General features: G+C 32.8%; 7 protein-coding genes and 2 pseudogenes. 5 read left to right on the top strand and 4 right to left on the bottom strand.

The genetic code is table 11. The features are described from left to right. Positions 1-2 precede the first annotated feature (2 nt). Positions 3-1,667, top strand: a pseudogene (gene metG / locus CF67_RS03855) (methionine--tRNA ligase); the annotation flags it as partial. A 199-nt stretch (positions 1,668-1,866) separates the two neighbouring features. On the opposite strand, the pseudogene CF67_RS03850 reads toward metG, so the two are convergent. Continuing rightward, a pseudogene (locus CF67_RS03850) lies at positions 1,867-3,174 on the bottom strand (MATE family efflux transporter); the annotation flags it as partial. Between the two features lie 1,140 nt (positions 3,175-4,314). Here CF67_RS03850 and CF67_RS03845 point away from each other — a divergent pair. After that, positions 4,315-6,786, top strand: coding sequence for a penicillin-binding protein 1A (locus tag CF67_RS03845; RefSeq protein WP_034414618.1), 2,472 nt, complete (start codon positions 4,315-4,317; stop codon positions 6,784-6,786). Positions 6,787-6,825: 39 nt separating this feature from the next. On the opposite strand, the gene CF67_RS03840 is transcribed toward CF67_RS03845, so the two are convergent. The 3 genes from CF67_RS03840 to CF67_RS03830 form a co-directional block, all read right to left on the bottom strand. After that, on the bottom strand, positions 6,826-8,259 hold the full coding sequence (locus CF67_RS03840) for a coniferyl aldehyde dehydrogenase (RefSeq protein WP_034414616.1): 1,434 nt from the start codon (positions 8,257-8,259) through the stop codon (positions 6,826-6,828). A 98-nt stretch (positions 8,260-8,357) separates the two neighbouring features. Next, on the bottom strand, positions 8,358-8,912 hold the full coding sequence (gene pgsA / locus CF67_RS03835; protein WP_034414613.1) for a CDP-diacylglycerol--glycerol-3-phosphate 3-phosphatidyltransferase: 555 nt from the start codon (positions 8,910-8,912) through the stop codon (positions 8,358-8,360). 717 nt (positions 8,913-9,629) lie between these two features. After that, positions 9,630-10,040 (bottom strand): H-NS family histone-like protein, encoded by a 411-nt coding sequence (locus CF67_RS03830; protein ID WP_034414611.1) that lies wholly within the window; start codon positions 10,038-10,040, stop codon positions 9,630-9,632. Positions 10,041-10,576: 536 nt separating this feature from the next. Between CF67_RS03830 and CF67_RS03825 the strand changes: the two genes are divergently transcribed. From CF67_RS03825 to CF67_RS03815, 3 genes are all read left to right on the top strand, one after another. Continuing rightward, on the top strand, positions 10,577-12,178 hold the full coding sequence (locus CF67_RS03825) for a Na+/H+ antiporter NhaC family protein (protein WP_034414609.1): 1,602 nt from the start codon (positions 10,577-10,579) through the stop codon (positions 12,176-12,178). 48 nt (positions 12,179-12,226) lie between these two features. Further along, positions 12,227-13,321: a mechanosensitive ion channel family protein gene (locus CF67_RS03820; RefSeq protein ID WP_034414607.1), complete on the top strand. Its 1,095-nt coding sequence runs from the start codon at positions 12,227-12,229 to the stop codon at positions 13,319-13,321. Between the two features lie 134 nt (positions 13,322-13,455). Then, entirely contained in the window at positions 13,456-15,654 is a 2,199-nt protein-coding gene (locus CF67_RS03815) for a hybrid sensor histidine kinase/response regulator (protein ID WP_052538108.1), read from the top strand. The last annotated feature ends 39 nt before the right edge of the window (positions 15,655-15,693 follow it).

The raw sequence follows: 15,693 nt of genomic DNA, 5'->3' as shown, positions 1-15,693 counted from the left end.
TTATGCCAACTGATCCAAGAAAAATCTTAGTCACTTGTGCCCTTCCATACGCTAATGGATCTATTCACCTTGGTCATATGCTTGAGCATGTTCAAGCTGATATCTGGGTTCGTTACCAACGTCTACGCGGTCATATTGTAAACTTTATTTGCGCTGATGACGCTCATGGTACAGCAATTATGCTTAAAGCAGAACAAATGGGGATTACTCCAGAAGAGATGATCAAAGCAGTTAGTGAGGAACATCAAAGAGATTTGGTTACTTTTGGCATCAGCTTTGACAACTACCACAGCACGCATAGTAGTGAAAACTTTGAACTTTTAACTTCTCATATCTACCTCAATCTTAAGAAAAAAGGTTTTATTTCTAGCCGTGTAATTTCTCAACTATTTGATTCTAAAAAAGGAATATTTCTACCAGATCGCTTCATAAAAGGTACATGTCCTAACTGTAGATCTACAAATCAATATGGAGATAATTGCGATGAGTGTGGTGAAACCTACAGTCCAACGGAACTCATTGAACCTAAATCTACTATTTCTGGTACAGATCCAATAATAAAAAATTCCAAACACTTTTTTTTCGATCTACCAAAATTTGAAGCAATGTTAAGAGAATGGACCCTCTCTGGAACACTACAAAGCGAAATAGCAAATAAAATGCAGGAATGGCTTAAAGCTGGACTAAAACAATGGGATATTTCACGCGATTCTCCTTATTTCGGTTTCGAAATTCCAGGTGAAGAGGGAAAATTTTTTTATGTATGGATCGATGCTCCGGTTGGCTATATCAGCTCATTCAAAAATTTATGCACTAAGCGTGAAGATTTAAATTTCAACGAATATTGGCATAAAAACAGTACAACGGAGCTTTACCATTTTATCGGCAAAGATATTGTTTACTTCCATAGCTTATTTTGGCCTGCAATGCTTGAAGGATCTGATTTCCGTAAACCAAATAATATATTTGTGCATGGGTATCTAACAATAAATGGCATGAAAATGTCTAAATCAAAAGGTACTTTTATAAAAGCTAATACTTATTCACGTTACCTAGATCCAGAGTGCTTACGTTACTACTATGCTACAAAACTAAACAAGCATATAAACGATCTGGATCTGAATCTAGAAGATTTCATTCAACGCTTTAATTCCGATATAGTAAATAAAATCGTCAATTTAGCATCTCGTAATGCCACTTTTATTTCTAAGCGTTTTGGAGGAAAATTATCGGCTAATTTCACAGAGAAAAAATTATATAACGAGTTCGTTGCTTCTTCTGAACTTATAGCAGAATTATATGAAACACGCGAATTCAGCCATCTCATCCGTGAAATTACTACTTTAGCAGACAAAGCTAATCAATATATTGATGAAAAGGCGCCATGGATTATAGCAAAAAACACAGATAAAGAAAAGGAACTTCAAAACATTTGTTCTGTTGGTATCAACCTATTTCGTATCTTAATGCTATACTTGAAACCAATCATGCCAAAGCTTACAGCCCGTGCTGAAGCATTTATTAATGAGAAACTAACATGGAATTGTATTGTTAATCCACTTATTGATCACAAAATCACCGAATTTAAAACACTATTTAATCGTATTGACTCTAAACAAGTAGAAGCTATGATTAAAGAGGCAAAGAAAGATACAGAAATAGAATCTTTTTTAAATTAGCATACAATAGAAATTCCTTACATGAGGTAGCCAAGTTGCACTTGGTACATGTCTTCCGTGTTTAAAAAATCAAAGTCAATGCGCAACACACAAATTGTCTATACGCCTTTTCGCTAAATGAAATAATTTAAATAATCCATAGGGTATTTTTTTTATTGCTAGCTTTTAGCTTCACATAACATTTACAATGTGCTCTGAGTACAGTTATCGCTATTACACCAAATAGCATTGCACCTAATGCTTGACCGTAAAGTACACCCAACGCACCAAACCACTGTGATCCCACATAGACAAATGGTAATGTTCCAAATGTTGCTTTACCCAAGTTTAGAGCAGTAGAATAAAACGGTTTACCAAAGTTATTGAAAAAAGTATTTGCAAGAAATAAAGTACCATTAAAAATAAAACTAATTGCTACATAGGTACAAAATGCAGAAACAATTTTGGATGCATCACCTTCTAAACTAAAACTTTGAATGATAAAACCTTGAATGAAATAAAGGATGATACAAACAAAAATTGTATAACTAACCACAACAATCAGAGAATTATTCAAAATCTCTTTCACTCGATCAAATTTCTTTGCACCAAAATTTTGCCCAAGTATAGGACCCACCGCACCAGAAAGTGCAAATATAGCTACAAAACAAACAGGAGTTAAACGCCCTATTACTGTATAACCTGCTACAAAATCTGCACCGAATCGAGCTATAAAAGAAGTCGCAATTACATTACCTATCGGAGTTGCAATGTTAGTTATGGCTGCTGGAATTACAATAGTCAAAATAACTTTAATATTATTCAGCCAATCGAAAAATGATGGCCTAGCAACTAGTTTATGAATAAAAATAAGCGAATACATGGAAAAACCGAAAACAGTCAAACGAGCTATAACTGAAGCAAATGCTGCACCTTCAACATTCCAAGAAAAACCAAATATGAATAGCGGATCCAATATTGCGTTAACAACACCTCCCAGAAGCGTTGCCAACATAGAACGCTTTGCATCACCCACAGCTCGGAGTCCAGCTCCCGAAGCCATTGCTAACGCAATCACTGGAGTACTTGGTAATAAAATATACAAGTATGCCTTTGCTCTCTCCGCAGCATATCCTAAAGCCCCTATAACTGAAAGTAAATCTGACATATAAAAAAATATAGCCCCACTGACAAAGACGTTAATAGTAAAAGCTGTTATCATAATACTAATACTAAGTTGCTTTGCATATCCTCTATTCTTTTCACCAATAGCTTTTGACACTAAAGTTCCCATTGCAATTGAAGTTGCAATAGAAATCGAAGTTGAAAAAAAAACCAAAGTTCCTGCGAAACCAACTGCTGCTGCTAGTTCTACTTCTCCTAACATACTGATGAACAACATATCAAGTAAATCGACAAGAAAAAGCGCTATTAAACCTATTGAGCTTGCACCAGACATAACCAATATGTGCTTTATAGTCGAACCTTCAGTAAATTTTGGATTTTGATCAGAGATAAATTTTGCCATTATGAATATTTGCACTTACAAGAACAGTATTATATAAAACAGTGTGTTAGATATATTTAGCAAGAATTAATTTTTCTTAATCAAGGTAAATTTACACACGTAATATAGCAAGTTGTGGTTATATTTAGATTAACTTTTAGTGGCTCAGATTAAGAATACGTTACCAAACGAGACTTTAAATTGAAGTTGAGATAGTATTAGTGGATATATTAAGGTCTAAATATTTACTGACAATTAAAGCATATCGCTTTAATAATGATATTATCATGTATACACATCAATAACGTTTAAAATAAAATCTTCCTATTTACTTCAATTAAAGTCTTATTATATTAACTAAGACAGAACAAAAAATTCTGAGTAAAACTCAAGACTTTTTTCTTAGCTATAATCATCAATCAGATTCTTATAAATCCATCAAACGATATAATCATTCTATAAATTAATAACAAGCAAGATTAAGCGCTTTCATTAAGACTAAAAAGTAGTATAGAGTAAAAAAGATCACGCAAAAATAAGTCATTTATAAAAATTAACTATTTCTATAAATTTTATCGAGAACGAAATGCTTTATCATATAACAAAAAATATTTTTTGCTATTTTACAATAGCAAACCAAGCAGAACACGTGAAAATTCTAAATTGATATGTGCTTTAAACCATTTGCTATTTCTTTGTATTTACTAGTTTCAAAAAATCAGAAAATTAAATTAACAAAATACCGTAAATTCAGATTTTTTTTTACTTTATAAAATGATAAGATGATCATCTAATAGAAGTTAATAATCACTTGCAAAACAGTACGGAAAACTTGCCCGCAATAACAAAGTATGAACATGGTACAACAACCTAAAGCTGTAGGTATTCATCCATCTTCAAATTGCTAAAAAGTCATAAACTGATGCGTTGAAAGCGCTCCTCAAAATATCCATGCTTCCATTTAGAATTCTAAAATTTAGTATGTTACACGTTCTGAATGCAGCCGCGAACTACAAATATCTCTTCAAAGATACTAATCAGTATCTGTCTCACTTCTTTCTGTTTGAGATGATTGATTACTGTAGATCATGCTCTATGATATGAAGATTTTGCAATAAACTACTTTAAATTAAATCAGGATTTTTTTCGGTGAAACTAATAAAGCATTTATTCATTTTTATAGTAATTTGTATGACTCTCAGTATATGCGCTATTTTTAGTTTCTACTATTACGAAAGGCCAAAATTACCGGATGTTACAGCTTTGCGTGATGTTACGCTACAAACACCAATGCAAATTTTCAGTCAAGATGGCAAATTACTTTCTCAATTTGGTGAAAAACGTCGTATTCCGATAACCTATAGTGATATTCCTAAATATCTTATTGAAGCGCTAATCGCAACTGAAGATAGCCGTTTCTATAAACATTTTGGAGTTGATCCAATTGGAATCACACGCGCTGTATTGGTTATTATACGATCCGGTTCAGTAAGAGAAGGAGCCAGCACTATCACTCAACAATTAGCACGAAACTTTTTTTTATCAAATGAAAAAAAAATTCTTCGTAAAATTAAAGAAATTTTTATAGCTATGCATATAGAACAACTTCTTTCTAAAAAAGAAATAATGGAATTATACGTAAATAAAATTTTCTTAGGACATCGCTCCTATGGCTTTGCTGCTGCTGCACAGACTTACTTTGGTAAAGATTTGCAAAATTTATCTTTGAGTCAAATTGCAACGTTGGCAGGTATCCCTAAAGCACCTTCGACAATGAACCCAATCTACTCCCTTGAACGAGCTACTAATCGTCGTAATTTAGTACTCTTACGCATGCTCGAAGAAAAATATATTACTCAGCAAGAGTATGATAAAGCACGGATAGAAATAGTTGAATCACGCTATCACCAATCTGACATTGAAGTAGATGCTCCATATGTTGCTGAACTAGCACGTGCATGGGCAGTGGAACTTTACGGCGAAAGTGCCTATACATCGGGAATGAACATTTACACCACAATTGATTCAAAACTACAAAAAGCAGCCAATCAGGCGGCTATTGATAATCTGTTAGCCTATGATGAACGTCATGGCTATCGTGGTGCTGAAAAAATACTATGGAAAGTTGGTCAAGCAGCGTTTACTCAACAACAAATTGAAAACGAATTAAAAAAAACACCAGTATATGGTCAGATCGCTCCAGCTATTGTTACTACCGTTGGTTCGAAAAGCGCTAAAATTTGGGTGAAAAACAGTGGTGAACAAACTATAGATTGGGCTGGCATGAGTTGGGCTCGTAAGTTCCTAACCGACGAAATCCAAGGACCGGAACCCAAATATGCTAGCGACATTTTACATGAAGGAGAAAAAATTTGGGTTCGTGTTAAACCAACAACCAATATACAACTTAAAAAATCAAAAGTTTGGCTATTGAGTCAAATACCTAATGCAAATACTGCATTGGTAGCAATAAATCCCGAAAACGGTGCGATATTGTCTCTAGTAGGAGGATTTAATTTTAGTTACAACAAATTTAACCGCGCTACCCAATCTCTCCGACAAATCGGATCAAGTGTGAAACCATTCATTTATTCTGCAGCGATTGAACAAGGGATGACCTTAGCGACCTTAATCAACGATGCACCAATTAATCAATGGAAGAAAAATCAAAGAGTAGCATGGAGACCTAAAAATTCTCCAGAAATTTATTCCGGTCCAACTCGTTTACGTATTGGTTTAGCACAATCTAAAAACGTAATGGCAGTTCGTGTTTTACGTGAAGTAGGTCTCGGTAAAGTACGTCAATATTTAACTCGATTTGGATTTAACATAGATAAATTACCTCATTCAGAAACGATCGCTTTGGGTGCTAGCAGTTTAACGCCAATTAAAATGACTCAAGCTTATTCAGTATTTGCTAATGGCGGATACTACATTAAGCCTTTCTATATTAGCAAAATAGAAGGACCAAATGGAAATTTAAAATTTAAAGCAAATCCAAAAATTATCTGTCGACAAAATTGTCCTGAAATCTCACTTGATAATCCAACTATACATTTTGCTCCTCAGGTGATTTCAGAACAAACGGCATTTTTAGTACGTGAGATGATGTACAGTAACATTTGGGGAGGTGGTAATTGGCATGATAATAGTGGCTGGAATGGAACAGGTTGGCGAGCGCAAAATCTCAAACGTCATGATATCGGTGGAAAAACAGGGACAACTAATCGTTCTAAAGATGCTTGGTACAGTGGATATGGACCGAATATAGTCACTACAGTATGGGTAGGTTTTGATGATTATAATCGTAGTTTAGGTCAAACAAAACGAAGTAAAAAACTTGATGAGCAAAGAATTTCAGGCATAGAAACAGGAGCTAAAACCGCACAACCAGCATGGATAAAGTTTATGCGCATTGCTCTTCAAAATCAAAAGACTCAGGATAAATTATTACCTCCAGAAATTATTCGAGTACGTATAGATAGAAAATCAGGTCTGCTCACGAATAAATTTGATGCAAACTCAATGTTTGAGTATTTTTTGCGAGGTACTGAACCAAGAGAATACACAGAAACTACTAATAATATTTACAACAATTCTGAAGTTGAAGAGCTTTTTTAAGTGATTTTAAAAATCCACACAAACGAGGTTATTTTCTACTTAACGAATAAATAAAATAGCCAAAATTTTCTGCACAATACACCTCCATCGTAACATAATTCGACTTCGAGGTAACCAACTTGGAGTAAAAAGTACTGTTTTTGCTTTAGAGAATTCTTTAAAACCTTCAACACCATGATAGTGACCTACACCAGAATTACCTACTCCTCCGAATGGGGAATCATCAATTGCAAAGTGTAACAAGGTTTCATTAAAACAAACGCCGCCACTATGCGTTTCTTCAATCACTTTCCTTTGTAACATTTTATCATTGCTCATTAAATACAATGCTAATGGTCTAGGTCTACTACTTATATATTCAAAAACTTGCTTTATATTTTGATAGTTGAGAATGGGTAAAATTGGACCAAAAATTTCCTCTTTCATCAAAATCATGTCGTTAGTAATATTTGTTACGAGGTGAGGCATCATTTGAAGTCCTTCTATCTCTATTCCTTTAAGAGTATGAATATTACCTCCTTTCGCTTTAGCGTCACTTAAATAATTTTCTAAACGCTTGTAATGATTAGTATTGATAATATGGGTCATTTCCTTTTTTCTTTTCTTTTTAGAAAATACGTCATTAAAACGCTTCAGATATAAATGAATAAATTCCTGTTCCTTACCCTCAGGAACAAAAACATAATCTGGCGCTACACATATTTGCCCAGCATTGATACTTTTCCCTAACATAATCGCGTCAACTGCCGACTTTAAATTTACATCATAAGCAACAATAGCAGGAGATTTTCCTCCTAGTTCAAGAGTCACTGGAGTTAAATTTTTTGCTGCAACTTGCGCTACAGTACGCCCAACGTGAGTCGAACCAGTAAAAATCAAATGGTCGAAAGGAAGTTGACTGAACGAAGACGCTATCTCAGAACCACCCTCTATTATGCTAATATCAGAATTTAAAATCGAAAAAATCTTATTCAATACACTATTAGTATTTGGTGTATGTTCGCTCAATTTAACCATTACTTGATTACCTGAAGCAATAGCTGTTACAATTGGAATAACACTTAACACAATAGGAAAATTCCAAGGGACAATTACTCCAACTATCCCAAGAGGTTGATAATACACTTTTGTTCTTGAAGGAAATAACAATAAACCTACTGAACGTGCACTCGGCTTCATCCAACAACGTAAGTGTGAAATGGTATAATTGATATGATTTACAGTAGGAAGAATATCGCAAATTAAAGTATCAAACCGACTACGAAACCCATAATCGCGTTCAAGTGATTCAATCAAATACATTTGCTGTTCAAGTAAAGCTCGTTTTAAACGCTTAAGATTCTTAATTCGATCAGAATAAGTAGGACAAGGTTTTGACTGATAGCGAGATCGGATATCATCAAATACCTTATGTAGCCTTTTTATCCCAAAATTTTCTTCTTTAGAAACACCTACATTCACAATTTTTTTCATAAAAACGATTGTCCTAAATAACTTTTTATGTCCATATAAAAGAATTCGCCCTAGTATATTAGTTTTTTTCAAAAAAAATGATATTCGAAATAGTATGATCACCTTTTCTTGCTAAAAAAACCAACTTTTGCCGCTATGAAATATTGAACCATAGACCAATATGTCAAAACTACAGCTACATATATGGAAGCATAACCTATCCCAATCATCCAGTCATCATAACGCCAAATAAGTAACCATAGTGCAAACATTTGACTTAATGTTTTAATTTTTCCAACCCATGACACTGCCACATTTGCTCGTTTACCGATTTCAGCCATCCATTCCCGTAATGCGGAAATAACAATTTCGCGGATAATCATAGCTACTGCTGGAATAGTGATCCACATATTATGGTAATTTTCAGTAATCATAATCAAAGCAGTAGCCACCAAAACTTTATCTGCTACAGGGTCAATAAAGGTGCCAAAACGAGAAATTTGGTCAAGCTTTCTTGCTAACATGCCATCCAACCAATCTGTAAAGGCTGCTACCCAAAATATCATCGAAGCGGAAAAAGGTGCCCAACTATGCGGAAGATAGAAAACAACAACGAAAATAGGAATTAAGAAAAGTCGTAATAAAGACAATATGTTAGGAATATTAAAACGCATATTTATTAGCTCTTTTATCTAATAGTGCTGAATTTTTAATATTGTTTCAATACTTGCGAAACATTTTTTTAGAAAAAGGCTAATACTTAGCACTTAAAAAATTTCTACGAAAATTAGCAGGTTTAAGCCCTTACTCTTACACATATTATTTTATAAAGCGAACACAAATTTAAAATTCTACTTTGCTTATAACATCTTTTTTCAATATCAAATGTTTTCAATTGCTTTGAACAATTCTATTAACGTTAAAAAATCTAATGAGCAAAGCTATCTTTATGAATCTAAAAGACACCTAGTATATGTTTTAGTTTTAAACAAGCATAACCGCTTGCTAGATATTCAAGTTGTTAACTTACACATAATATATGTCGTATTTAAAGAATAGTATATCAAATTCCAGATAATATGACTTCATTATACTTCAAGAAATAGTTCTTTAATTTAACTATGTTTTTAACAAAATTTTTTTGCTAATAACTATCTTTAGTCTATCTGAAAATATGAGAATTCTAAACATGATTTTTAAAAATAAAGAATACTAAATTAAATAAAAAATTTATTTCATATTTATTTACAGTTCTAGAAAAAGAAAATTTGATTACTATGATTCAATTCTTAATTGAATCTTTAATAAATTTTGAAGATACACAAATCTAAATTGGGATAAATATCCTATATCTGCCTAATAATAAACAATACTAATTTTTCTACAAAAAATCATATTGCAAAATATTCTAAAGATTTACCAGAATTTAGTTGCTCTTGAATCGCTGAAGGAGTGCGACCTTGACCAGTCCAAGTTTTTTCATCACCATTTGAGTCTATATACTTATATCTAGCGGGACGAGGAGGGCGTTTTGATGAAATACTCTTATTTTTCAGATCGTATGAAAGAGCTGAAATCAGAGCTTTAATATCGACACCATCTTTCAAAATTTGATCTGCAATAGCTACTAGTTTAGCTTCTTGCTTAGCTTTTTCTACATGTCTTTTCTCTTCAATTTCTTTTCGTTCCTGAACAATAACTGTTAATTTTTTTAAAGCTTCTTCTAATTGTCTAAGCGTTAATTCACGGGAAAAAGCACGAAGGTTTCGAACATTTAATAAAATTTTCTTAAAATCTGACATAACTACACCTATAAACTTTTTAAGTACACCAAAATGATATTAAACTTACAAAGGACAAAATTCAATGTGAAATGTAATGATATTACCTATCGAAAAATCTATAGCTATATTCTTATTTTTTAATTTCTAACCATTTATTGTATACAAAATGATGTATAGTAATTTACATATTATAATTATTTTTGTAAAAATATTTACAAATACTCATTTCTAAAAAGGAACAAAAATTATCTTTAAATTTTAATCTACGATGATCTAAAATATTTAAATAAAACTTCATAAAATATTACCTTCAAAACAGCAGTAACACAGTATCACTTTATATCTTGACTATCCTAATGACTGCTAAGTTTCAAGATGAAAAACTTTTCAATATTGTCTATATAAAACTTATATAGACAAAAAAATTCTTTTTATAATAGAAAATATATTGCAACAGTGTGTTTTGCAGGTAGAATGCTTCGATTCCATCTACTTCCATCATTTAATTCACTTACAATGTCTTCTAGAACTATACCAATGTGTAAAACAAAATCATGAATTTAGTAGATTTTACATCATCTTCATTATCTTTATTACCTCCCATTACTGTTCTAGGATTAGCTATAGTTACACGCAGGATATTGACTTCTTTAGGTATTGGTATATTGCTCGGCTCTATTCTTCTAAACGATTATGTACTCGAAAAGTCCTTAAATTATGCAAATATAACCATTCTCAATGTATTTGTTGTAAATGGAGAAGTTAACTCTTGGAATATGAGTATATTAGGTTTTCTACTACTATTAGGCGCCATGAATGCTCTATTGACACTGTCTGGTGGAAGTCATGCTTTCGCTAATTGGGCTCAGATCAGGATTAAGAGCAAACGTGGTTCAAAATTGCTTGCTACCTTTCTTGGTCTGTTTATCTTTGTAGATGATTATTTTAATAGCTTAGCTGTTGGTTCAGTATCTCGTCCTATAACTGATCGCTTTTATGTATCACGTGCTAAGCTCGCCTATATCCTTGATTCTACTGCAGCACCTGTATGCGTTATTATTCCAATTTCTAGCTGGGGTGCGTATGCTATGACAATCGTTAGTGGTATTTTAGCTTCTCATAACATAATAGAGTATTCACCTCTAAATGCATACCTATGTTTAATTCCAATGAATTTCTATGCAATTTTTAGCCTTCTTATGGTTTTTGCTGTCGTATGCTTCCAATTAGATATTGGTCAGATGCGTCAACATGAAATTGATGCTTCTGAAGGCCGCGGATTTCATAATTATGAAGAAAATCAATTTCAAAAAATGAACCCAAAATCAGATCTTGCAGAAAGCAATCAAGGTAAAGCCTCAGACCTTCTTATACCCATTGTTTTTCTGATCGTTACAACAATTTCCACAATGCTATATACTGGACAAGAATCCTTGACAAAAGATGGTAAAGAATTTGAGATTTTCAAGGCATTTGAAAACGCTAATATGGCTATTTCTCTTATTAATGGTGCTTTAATTGGAACTAGTTTAGCACTCTTAAGTGTAGTTAAACAAAGGGTACCATTACACCATATCTTAAGAACGGTGTGTTATGGAATTAAATCAATGCTTGGGGCAACCTTAATTTTGATATTCTCTTGGACGATTGGTATCATTATCAACGATATGAAAACAGGTATTTATCTTTCATCTCTTGTTTCGCAGGTAAATATTAACGTCCATTATTTACCTGTCATCCTATTCTTGCTTTCTGGTTTAATAGCCTTCTCAACTGGGACTTCCTGGGGAACATTCGGTATCATGCTTCCAATTTCTGGTGATATAGCTAATGCGACAGATATTACCTTAATACTACCAATGCTAAGCGCTGTTCTCGCAGGCGCAGTCTTCGGCGACCACTGTTCTCCAATTTCTGATACAACTATTTTATCTTCTATAGGTGCAAAGTGTAGTCATATCGATCACGTTTCAACTCAACTTCCATATTCGTTATCAGTAGCCCTAGTTTCATCTATTGGATTCTTGGTATTAGGGATAACTACCTCCGTTTTTCTCTCTATTTCTATAACTTTTGCAGCATTTATAATAGTATGTTTAATATTTTCAATTCTTGCTAAATCTAAAATTGTAAATCTTCGAAATAGGCGCGAATAAAGCTATCATAGTACATATATTATATTTAGATAAATAAAACTCAGCACCATGAATGAACTAATGAACCAACTTTATGTTTATATCAGCTATTTTCTACAAAGTTGGAATAACAATGTACTTTTCATTACCGTATCCAGCTTTTTTGTCTGGCTAATTTGGCATATGGTTTACAATCGTTTAGAAATTTTAGCAAAAAAAACTCAATTTCATTGGGATAACTTAATGTTATGCGCCCTTAAAACTCCAATCAGTACACTGATATGGTGTTGGCCGGGTACTATTTCTCTCGGTTTTTTACTGAAAGATACATTAGATTTTAAATTCATCTGGCTTAATACATTAAAATCATTACTGATGATTGTAATTTTTATCTGGATCACGATCCGACTTGTAAACAATATCGAAAAGTATATTTTAAAAGAAAAAAACAAAGATGAAGCCACTGTCCAAGCAATAGCAAAAATAGCTCGTTCATTCTTCATAATAATTGGCATATTAACAATAATGCAAGCTTTTGGCTTCAGCTTGTCAGGCCTGCTGACTTTTGGTGGTGTTGGTGGTTTAATTGTAGGTCTTGCAGCTAAAGATTTACTGTCTAATTTCTTTGGCGGTATGATGATATATTTCGATCGTCCGTTTAAAGTTGGTGATTGGATTTATTCACCAGATCGTGAAATAGAGGGAATAGTTGAACGAATAGGCTGGCGTATAACGATTATCCGCACTTTTGATAAAAGACCGATCTATGTACCAAATTCAGTATTTAGCAGCATTGTAGTTGCTAATCCATCACGTATGCTCAATCGTCGTATCAATGAGAATATTGGTCTTCGTTATAACGATAAAAATAAAATTACTTTTATCGTATCCGAAGTTAAGTCTATGCTAAAAAATCATCCAGATATCGATGCAAATCAAACATTAATAGTTAATCTAAACGCCTTTTCCTCTTCATCTTTAGATCTACTCATTTACGCTTTTACAAAAACAGTAAATTGGATTCGTTACCACGAAGTAAGACAAGACATATTACTTAAAATCATAGATATTATCCATCAGCATGATGCCGATATCGCGTTTTCAACACAAACACTTAAATTAGAACCTCAATATTCAGGTCTGCAAGCTACAAAAAAATCCTGAGTTAAAAAGTCAAAGAGTAATGCTTATCGAAAATATTTGCTCGATTATTCTTGTTTTTTTATTGCTACCTGCGAAATCTCATTCAAAATATTTACTATAATCTTTTTACAAATGGAAGCTTGCAACATGTTTAGATGGAAATAAAATCTTCATTAAAACATAAAAGTATTTATGCATTAATTGCATACCTATGTTTTTTCCTTATTACTGTTGGAACAGTAAGCTATCATGTTATTAAATCTCCCATATATATTGAAATACAACAAAATCTGGAACTTCGCACTAAACTCTTAGCAATTCAAATTGAAAAATCCCTAGATCATTCCATTTTTTTACTTAAAAGCATTGCAAGTTTAGGTAAGGCCTCTCAGACACAAAAAGAACAAGATAAAGTCTTACTTACTATATTTGGTGAATTTGATGGAATGGTGGTCAGCGGTGGTCTATGGCCTAAACCTTATTCTATCGATAAACATAAACCTTACATGAGTCTGTTTTATTATAAAAATTCTAACAGAAAAGTGAATGACATTTCCCTTTGGAATCAGTCTTCCAGAGATCAGTACGATCAAGAAGCTTGGTACAAAGTAGCAGAAAATAAACCTTCTGGAAACATTTTTTGGTCTAAAATATACATTGATACTCACACTAATGTTCAAATGATAACAGCAAGTATGCCTTATTATATTGAAAATCAGTTTTCTGGAGTTGCGACTATAGACATTTCGTTATCAAACCTTGTTGCCTTCACACATAATCATGCTGAAAACTATAATCTAGGTGTGATTTTAAAAGACAACTTTAATGAAGTTATTACGAAGTATAACTTCAAAAAAATAGACGATATCTATATCAGCAAATATCAATTTGATGAATTTAATTGGAGTATGAATATCATTAATTCAAAACATACAGTAAACGAAGAAGTATACGAACTCGTTTCTAAAGTTGAATTTGGTATTATTCCAATTTTGTTATTATGTGTAATGCTTGGCTATTACCTTCTCAACCATTATTTAATTAAACCAATCATCTTAATCGCTAAAAAAGTTGACGCATCCAAAGAAGGAGGGATTATTGATTTAACATATGATAGCAAAGATGAAATCCGTTATCTAATAGAGAGCTTCAATCAAAAAACTATTTTTTTAGAAGCAGAAAAAATTAAAGCACAAGCTTCAACTAAGGTAAAAAGTAAATTTCTTGCGACGCTATCACACGAAATTCGTACTCCTATGAATGGAATTCTAGGAACAGTGCAAATACTTTTGAAAAGTAATTTAAACACCGAACAAAAAAACTACCTCAATACTTTATGCGATTCGGGAGAACATATGATAGCTCTCCTTAATGAAATATTAGATTTTTCAAAAATTGAACAGGAACATCTAGAATCAGATAAAACACTATTTCCACTTGAGTCAATTATTAATAGCATTAATAATGTCTACGAAGCTTTATGCACAAAAAAAGGCCTGAAATTTCAAATTTATTCCGAGATACCTCATGATCGTTGGTATTTCTCCAATAAAGCCAGATTACGCCAAATTTTGTTCAATTTATTAAGCAATGCCGTGAAATTTACTTTAAATGGTTCCATTAAAGTATATTTAAAAGAGAGAATTGAAAACGGTCGACTTCATTTAAAAATCGATGTTCAAGACACAGGTATCGGGATTTCAAAAGAAGCCCAAGAAAGAGTTTTTAGACCTTTTGAACAAGCTGAATCATCAATAACTCATCGTTTTGGAGGAACAGGACTAGGCCTAGCAATTGTGCGAAAAATTCTTGAATTGAATGGTGGTAATATAATTTTAAGTAGTAAAATTGGGGTTGGAAGTAACTTTAAAGTAAGCCTGAAAATTGAAAAGGGCACCCCTGATTTCAAAAAAGTTTCACTACAAAAACAACTGCACTATAACGGATTGAAGGCTTTAATCGTTGAAGATAATTTAATTAACAGCATTGTCATGAAAACTTTTATGAAAAATAAAGGCTTTCATTGTGAATGCGCTGACAACGGACAGGACGCATTAGGAATGCTGCATAAGAATCACTATGATTTCATCTTAATGGACAACCACATGCCTTTTATGGATGGTGTTAATACTATTAATAGCATTCGAACCATGAAAAATACAAAAAGCAAAGTGCTCATATTTGGCTGCACTGCGGATGCATTCAAAGAGACTTTTACTCCAATGCTAAAAGCTGGCGCTGATTTTATCATCGTAAAACCGATAGATGCAAATAAATTAGAGGAAGCATTACATCACTACTCTGAAAAATTGTATCAATATTCTCCAAAACACAAAATTAGAATCGATAGCTAGTATGATCCATTATCAAAACTCTTTAATAAACCGCTACGC

This window comes from Candidatus Photodesmus blepharonis (assembly GCF_000731795.2).
GTDB lineage: Bacteria > Pseudomonadota > Gammaproteobacteria > Enterobacterales > Vibrionaceae > Vibrio > Vibrio blepharonis.
Note: the sequence above shows the minus strand (reverse complement) of the source record. Positions and strands in the feature narration are given on the sequence as shown.